This is a genomic window from Brevundimonas sp. UBA7838, assembly GCF_002500885.1.
GTDB classification, from domain to species: domain Bacteria; phylum Pseudomonadota; class Alphaproteobacteria; order Caulobacterales; family Caulobacteraceae; genus Brevundimonas; species Brevundimonas vesicularis_C.
On record NZ_DLTK01000084.1, the window covers coordinates 1 to 6,749 of the forward strand.

9 protein-coding genes are annotated in these 6,749 nt (G+C 68.1%); 3 read left to right on the forward strand and 6 right to left on the reverse strand.

Annotated elements, in window-relative coordinates:
• Positions 1-772, reverse strand: a 772-nt coding sequence (locus tag B3T77_RS06765; protein WP_292078276.1) for a tetratricopeptide repeat protein, incomplete at its 3' end; no start/stop codon positions are given.
• 86 nt (positions 773-858) lie between these two features.
• Between B3T77_RS06765 and B3T77_RS06770 the strand changes: the two genes are divergently transcribed.
• On the forward strand, positions 859-2,244 hold the full coding sequence (locus B3T77_RS06770; RefSeq protein ID WP_292078277.1) for a leucyl aminopeptidase family protein: 1,386 nt from the start codon (positions 859-861) through the stop codon (positions 2,242-2,244).
• Positions 2,245-2,247: 3 nt separating this feature from the next.
• Here the strand turns inward: B3T77_RS06770 and B3T77_RS06775 are convergent, their stop codons facing one another.
• Positions 2,248-2,727 carry a hypothetical protein gene (locus B3T77_RS06775; RefSeq protein WP_292078279.1) on the reverse strand — a complete coding sequence of 160 codons (480 nt, stop codon included), beginning with the start codon at positions 2,725-2,727 and terminating at the stop codon, positions 2,248-2,250.
• A 184-nt stretch (positions 2,728-2,911) separates the two neighbouring features.
• On the opposite strand from B3T77_RS06775, the gene B3T77_RS06780 reads away from it, so the two are divergent.
• Complete coding sequence (locus B3T77_RS06780; protein ID WP_292078280.1) at positions 2,912-3,694, forward strand: C40 family peptidase; 783 nt, start codon at positions 2,912-2,914, stop codon at positions 3,692-3,694.
• On the opposite strand, the gene mmcB is transcribed toward B3T77_RS06780, so the two are convergent.
• From mmcB to thpR, 4 genes are read right to left on the reverse strand one after another with little or no spacing between them, the layout of a single operon-like run.
• Positions 3,691-4,134 carry a DNA repair putative endonuclease MmcB gene (gene mmcB, locus B3T77_RS06785; RefSeq protein ID WP_292078282.1) on the reverse strand — a complete coding sequence of 148 codons (444 nt, stop codon included), beginning with the start codon at positions 4,132-4,134 and terminating at the stop codon, positions 3,691-3,693. The genes B3T77_RS06780 and mmcB overlap by 4 nt on opposite strands.
• A 45-nt stretch (positions 4,135-4,179) precedes the next feature.
• The gene (locus B3T77_RS06790) at positions 4,180-4,704 is read right to left on the reverse strand and encodes a lipocalin family protein (protein ID WP_292078284.1); all 525 of its coding nucleotides are present in this window, start codon (positions 4,702-4,704) and stop codon (positions 4,180-4,182) included.
• Between the two features lie 58 nt (positions 4,705-4,762).
• Entirely contained in the window at positions 4,763-5,347 is a 585-nt protein-coding gene (locus B3T77_RS06795; RefSeq protein ID WP_292078289.1) for a GNAT family N-acetyltransferase, read from the reverse strand.
• The gene (gene thpR, locus B3T77_RS06800; RefSeq protein ID WP_292078291.1) at positions 5,344-5,883 is read right to left on the reverse strand and encodes an RNA 2',3'-cyclic phosphodiesterase; all 540 of its coding nucleotides are present in this window, start codon (positions 5,881-5,883) and stop codon (positions 5,344-5,346) included. Before thpR ends, B3T77_RS06795 begins: the two co-directional genes overlap by 4 nt.
• Before the next feature lie 130 nt (positions 5,884-6,013).
• Here thpR and B3T77_RS06805 point away from each other — a divergent pair.
• On the forward strand, positions 6,014-6,749 hold a 736-nt coding region (locus B3T77_RS06805), incomplete at its 3' end, for a Bax inhibitor-1/YccA family protein (RefSeq protein WP_292078292.1).

The following is a 6,749-nucleotide window of genomic DNA, read 5'->3' on the forward strand; positions in this document are numbered from 1 at the left end:
CGCCGCTGGACGACGCGGCGCCGGCCGTGCCGCGCGCGCGCAGCCATTGCAGGTTCTGCTCGGCCTGATCGGGCGGAAGCTCGCGGCGCAGGATCTGTTCGGCCTCGCCCATCTTGCCCTGCAGGCCCAGCACCATGGCCAGGTTCTGGCGCACCTTGGCCGAGGCGGTCGGCTGGGCGACGGCGCGGCGCAGCAGGGTCTCGGCGCCGGGCGCATCGCCCTGGGTCAGGGCGGCGGTGGCCGCATTGGTCAGGACGTCGGGATTGTCGGGCGACAGGGCCAGAGCCTGGTTCCAGGCGGCGCGGGCGTCGTCGGTGCGGCGCACCTGCTCATAGGCCACGCCCAGCAGCGAATAGGCGCGCCAGTCGCGCGGCGCCTGATTGCGGGCCTGTTCCAACGGGGCGACGCCATAGAAGGCCTGGCCCCGCGCGATATGGGCGCGACCCAGTTCCAGCAGGGCGTCGAGATTGTTCGGCTGGACGGTCAGGGTCGCCTGGGCGGCCTCGGCTGCCTGGTCATAGCGGCCCAGCTCACGCAGGGCCTGGGCCAGTTTCACGCCCGCCACGGCGTCGGTCGGATCGGCCTGTTGCTCCGAGGCCCAGAACACCGAGCGCGAAAGGGCGTCCATCCGGTCGTAGGTGGCCCGCACCGCAGCGGACGACGGCGTGCGAGCCTGGGCTGCGGTCGCCGCCGTCGGATCAGCGGCCAGCGCCGGCGCGCCGGACAGGGCGATCAGGGCGACGGTTGCGAGAAGGGCGGGCATGCGCGACATGGGTCAGGTCCAGACGGTCCTAGAGGTCTCACCCCTAGAATCGCCGGTTCGCGTCAACCGATGGTTAACTTCGTTTCGAGGGCCTCATGTCCGTCTCGCATCCCCTGCTGGTGTCCGCCCAAGACGGCGACGGCGCCGTCCCGATCCGCTTCGTTCAGGCGGGCGGCGTGCTGGACGGTGCGGCCCGCCGCTGGGGCGATCGGCATGGGTTCGAAGGCAAGCCGGGCCAGCTGTTGGTCGTGCCGGACGCGGACGGCGAGATCGGCCAGGTGGTCGTGGGCGCGGGCGCGACCTTCGACCCGATGAGCGTGCGGGGGCTGTCGGCGCGGTTGCCGGGCGGCCTGTATCGGCTTGAGGTCGGCGCGCGCGATGCCGAACTGGCGACCCTGGCTTTCCTGCTGGGGGCCTATGTCTTCGATCGCTACAAGGCCCGAGCGGACAGGACGCCCGTGCGGCTGGTCGCGCCGGACGGTGTGGATGTCGCCGAAATCTCGCGCATCGCCGCCGCCTGCGCCCTGGCCCGCGAAATGGTCGATACGCCCGCCGCCGACATGGGGCCGTTGCAGATCGAGACCATCGCCCGCGAGATTGCAGAGAGCGCGGGCGCCGAGATCACCGTCACGACCGGCGACGCCCTGCTGGAAGACAACTATCCGGCCGTCCACGCCGTGGGGCGCGCCGCCGCCCCGCACCGGGCGCCGCGCCTGATCGAGATCGCCTGGAAGCTGGACCGGACCGACCTGCCGCTGGTCGCTCTGGTCGGCAAGGGGGTGGTGTTCGACACCGGCGGTCTGGACCTGAAGCCCGCCGCCGGCATGCGCAATATGAAGAAGGACATGGGCGGCTCGGCCCATGCCCTGGCCCTGGGGCGTCTGGTGATGCAGGCCGACCTGCCCGTGCGATTGGTGGTCATCGTCGCGGCGGTCGAGAACGCCGTGTCGGCCGACGCTTTCCGGCCCGGCGACATCCTGAACAGCCGCAAGGGGCTGACCATCGAGATCGGCAATACGGACGCCGAAGGCCGGCTGATCCTGGCCGACGCCCTGACACGGGCGGGCGAGCACCAACCCGACCTGACGCTGGACTTCGCCACCCTGACCGGCGCCGCGCGGATCGCCCTGGGTCCGGAGCTGCCGCCTCTTTACACAGACGACGAAGCCCTGGCCGCCGGACTGCTGGCCTCAGCGGGTCAGGTGCGCGATCCCCTGTGGCGAATGCCGCTGTGGCCCGGCTATCGCGGCGCGCTGGACGCCGAGATCGCAGACCTGCGAAACGACCCGGCCGGGTGGGCCCAGGCCGGATCGGTGACGGCGGCCCTATTCCTGCAAAAGTTCGCTCCGACCACGGGGGCCTGGGCGCACATGGACATCTTCGCCTGGAACCCCCGCGCCCGCCCCGGCTATCCGGAAGGCGGCGAGGCCCAGGCGCTAAGGGCCTGCTACGCCATGCTCAGAGCGCGCTACGTCGACTGACGATCAGGCGAAGGCGAACCCCGGCTCCGGCTCGGCGTAGTCGGATGGGGATCGCGGCGGCCTGGGCTTTCCGAGGCGCCCGCCCCGCGACCGTGCGCGGCGTCTGATGCGTCCGAACACGGTGCTGACAACGCGGGTCGCCAATTCCCGCTGCCGCATCAGGCCACGCCACCCCGCGACAGCGCGTAGACTGATGGCTAGGACGACCAGATCGAAAATCACGGTCACGTCGAACATCAGGGTCCAGGCGATCATGTCTGGCGCCGCCAAAGCGAACATTCGGGCGCCATCCGCCTCGAAGAGAAAAATGGCGGCGACACCCAGCGCCACGATCAGACAAAGGCCCGCCGTCTGCCCGGCCGTCAGACGCGAGAGACGGCGCGCCGGCGTTTCCACCAGCCATCGCCGTAGAGTGATTCCGAAAGGTCCCTCGTCAGCGACCGTAAGCGCCAGCACGATCAGCAAGAACAGCCACAAAAGCATCAGAGCCTCCAGCGCGCCAACATGACGTCCGCCCTGCGACATGGCGTGACCAGGCGACGCTTCAAGACGGCTTCTTGATTTTAAGAACGCGGTTCTGTTGATTTTCTTTCGCAAAAGCGTCCCGCGTTAACGGCCCCTAAGCCATCGGGGGATAAGGCTATGGGTTCAGCAATGCGAGTTCACGTTGACCGACGTCCTCGACCTTCTTCCGCCCGGCGACCGCCTCGTTCGCCCTGACCTCGCCGAACAGGCGCTGGAAGGGCTGGTGCGCGCAGACGCCTATCGGGCGACCGAGGCCATGCATTGTCGTGTCGCCGTGGCTGACGTCCTGTCCGACGTTGGCGGTCGGATCGACCAGCTTCTGCATGGCGAGGTCTTCGACGTCCTGGATCGGTCGAACGGACGGGCCTGGGGCCGGGCGCGTCGAGACGGCGTCGTTGGCTGGGTCGTGCTGGACAGTCTGTCGGCCGGCGCGCCGCTGGCGACGCATTGGATCGCCGGCGTGGATGCCGCCCTGCCGTTAAACGCTCTGGTGGTCGAGGCGACGGATGTGGCCGAGGCTGATCTGAAGCCGGTCGGCGCGTTCGAGACGGATATGGTCGCGGTGGCGGAGCGGCTGCTTGGCCGTCCGCATGAGTTGGGCGCGCGGTCCTCGATCTCCACCGACTGTTCCGGCCTAGTGCAGCAGGCCCTGCTGGCATGCGGCCTACCCGGTCCCCGCCGGTCGGACGCGCAGGCCCAGATGGGTCGCGCGGCGTCTTCATCGGATCTACAGCGCGGCGACATCGTCGTATGGCTGGCGCCGAACGACGATCAGGACTGGACCGGCCATTCGGCGCTGATGCTGGATGGCCAACGCATCATCCACGCGACAGGCGGCAAGGGCGTGGTGATCGAGAGCCTGGCCGAGGTCGAGGCGCGTCTGGTCGCCGAGGGTTTGGCCACCGCCGTCTTCCGCCGGCTCTAGTCCCGCAAGGTCCGCATCGCCCCCAGCCGCGCGAAGGCCAGCGTCAGCGCCTTGCGACGGGCGGGCGCCAAGCCGATCACCGGCGCGTCTCGCACGACCGCCCCGCCGAAACCGTCTGCGACGATCAGGCCCGGTTCGTCGGACAGGATGTCCTGCGGAAACTCGGGCGCGACGGCGAAGAAGAAGGCGTCGCAGAACGGTCCGTATTCGTGCCATTTGCGATCGACCCGATAGTCCTCGACGCCTGACTTGACCTCGCAGATGACGATGTCGCCCTTGCGCCCGATCGCCATGACATCGGCGCGGCGGCCGTTGGGCAGGCAGACTTCCAAGAGCGGCGCATACCCCATGTCCATCATCAGCCGCGCCGCGCCGCGCGTGACCGAAAGGGTGGTCTCGGGACGGCTGAAGACGAGTTCGAGGTGGGCGACGGCGGACATGCCGACAGCTTATGTTCCGCCTACGTTCCTATCGCAAGCGGCGCCTTAGAGGCCGGTGTGGACCAAGCGGCCGGTGCTGAAGCCCAGGGCGCGCACGCGGCTCAGAATGCGGTCGCGTTCGGCCTGCGGCGCATTCTGGTTCCGGTGCCAGATCCACCAGTTCGACTTGTCCGGCAGCCCCATGATGGCCCAGCTGTAGTCCGGGGCATGGTCGTAGACCCAGTAGTTCTGGCCCGCCAAGCCGCCGAAGCTGAGCAGGCCGGTCAGGCTGAATCGGAACTTCGCATTGGTCGTGGTGTCGGTGACACGGGCGTTGGCGCGCAGCGTCTCGACCTTGCCATCGGCGCGCCGGACGCAGGTGACGGTGATGGCGTAGCGGTCGGCGGCGCCCTGCGGCGTGAAGTCGATCTGCGCCCGGCTGCAGTCCTTCTGGACATTGTTGTGATTGCGCTCGATCTCGAACCACCGGCCGTCGAAGCGGTTCAGATCGACGTTCGACGCCTGGGCGAAGGCCGTCGCCGGCAGGACGGCGAGGGCCGCGGAGGCGGCGATCAGGCTGGCGCGAAACATGGGCGTATCCTCGTTCGGTTTGGAAGGGATACGATGCGCCGACGCATTCGGTTGTCGGTCAGCGATTCAGGCGCGTCCGATTGATCGCCCATTCGTCGCGCGTCTGGCCCCACAGATCGATGGCGATGTCCTGGAGCGGTTCGGGCAGGGCGCCCGGCCCGCGATTGCGCGATCCCAGCCGTGTCGCGACCGCCGCCGAGGGCAGGTTCTCGGGCGCGATGCAGTGGATCACGTCGTCCCAGCCCAGCACCTCGAAGGCGTAGTCCATCGTGGCTGCGGCCGCTTCGACCGCATAGCCCTTGCCGGTGGCGTCGCGATGAAGGCTCCAACCCACCTCGCGGCCGGGCCAGCCATAGGGATGTAGCGGCCCGATGCGGCCGATCCACTGGCCGGTTTCCTTTTCCAGGATGGAGAACATGCCCTCTCCCGCCAGGGCCCACATGCCCGCGACGGTGCAGATCAGGCGCCAGACCTGGGGCGCGGGCTGGACCCCGCCGATGAAGCGGGCGGTTTCGGGATCGGCCATGAACTCAGCCCAGCGCGGAAAGTCCTCAACCGCCGGCGGACGCAGGATCAGCCGCTCGGTCTCCAGCGTCGGCCCCAAGGTCACATGCGGCGGCACGGTGTATGCGGCAGTGGTCACAGCAGATACTCCCGCTCCAGTTCGTAATGGCTGCCGCTGTCGGTCAGGCCGCTGGAATACAGGCCGAAGCGGTCGATGCGGATCGGCGGCGAATGCAGCAGATTGTGCCCTGACACCCAGGCGCCGAGCCGTTCGGGATTGGTCTGGGTTTTCAGATACGCCAGGGTCACATGCGGTTTGTAGGCGCGCGCCTCCATGCCGATCCCGGCGCGTTCGCCCGCGGCCTTGCAGCGCCCGGCCAGAACCGACAGGCGCTCGTTGGGCGTTTCGACCCCAGCCCACAGGGTGTGGCTGCGGTGGTCGTCGCCGAAACAGCCGACGCCCTTCAGCGCGATCTCGAACGGGCCGCCCGTCACGCGCGTCAGTTCCGACGCCAGGTCGTCGGCGCGGCGTTCGTCGATCTCGCCATAGAAGGCGAGCGTGACGTGCAGGGCGTCCAGCGGCCGCCACCGTGCGCCGGGCAGGCCCGATTGTCGTCGTTTCAGCGTCTCTGCGACGTCGGGCGGCAGGGTCAGGGCGGTGAACAGACGAAGCATGCGACCGAAAGTAGCGGCCGGAACACAAGCCTCCAAGTCCGGTTTTCCTTGCAGCGCGGGCCTCGGCTCACGATATTCAAAGCCTGTGACCGGAGAAGCCTCTCCGGCCAATCGGAGAAAGTTTGTCGCCATGAGCGATTTCAACAACGGTTACGCCCGTCCTCTGCCGCAGACGGCCGACATGTCGGTCGACGCCGGCCTGCGCAGCTTCATGCTGGGCGTCTACAACAAGCTGGCCCTGGGCCTCGTGGTCGCCGGCGCCCTGGCCTATGTCACCGGCAATGTGCCGGCGGTGCAGCAGTTGCTGTTCGTCCAGACGGCGGACGGCCGGATCGGCCTGACCATCCTGGGCATGATCGTGCAGTTTTCGCCGCTGGTGATGCTGTTCGGCTCGATGTTCTTCATGAAGAACCCGACGGCCAAGGGCGTGAACATGCTCTACTGGGCCGTGGTCGCCACGATCGGCGCGGGTCTTGGCATCCTGTTCCTGCGCTATACGGGCGGTTCGCTGGCCACCACCTTCCTGGTGACGGCGGCGGCCTTCGGCGGTCTGAGCCTGGTGGGCTACACGACCAAGAAGGACCTGACCGGCATGGGCACCTTCCTGATCATGGGCGTGATCGGCCTGATCATCGCCTCGATCGTGAACGTGTTCCTGCAGTCCGGGACCTTCTACCTGATCATCTCCGGCCTGGGCGTGCTGATTTTCTCGGGTCTGATCGCGTACGACACTCAGCGTCTGAAAATGACCTACTACGCCTTGGGCGGCGACCAGAACGCGATGGGCGTGGCGACCGGCTTCGGCGCCTTGAGCCTGTTCATCAACTTCGTGAACCTGTTCCAATTCCTGCTGGCCTTCATGGGCG

Coding starts and splice junctions, on each gene's coding strand:
- B3T77_RS06775 (WP_292078279.1), bottom strand. CDS start 2,727: ATGCTTTTGTGGCTGTTCTTGCTGATCGTGCTGGCGCTTACGGTCGCT.
- B3T77_RS06770 (WP_292078277.1), top strand. CDS start 859: ATGTCCGTCTCGCATCCCCTGCTGGTGTCCGCCCAAGACGGCGACGGC.
- thpR (WP_292078291.1), bottom strand. CDS start 5,883: ATGCTTCGTCTGTTCACCGCCCTGACCCTGCCGCCCGACGTCGCAGAG.
- mmcB (WP_292078282.1), bottom strand. CDS start 4,134: ATGTCCGCCGTCGCCCACCTCGAACTCGTCTTCAGCCGTCCCGAGACC.
- B3T77_RS06790 (WP_292078284.1), bottom strand. CDS start 4,704: ATGTTTCGCGCCAGCCTGATCGCCGCCTCCGCGGCCCTCGCCGTCCTG.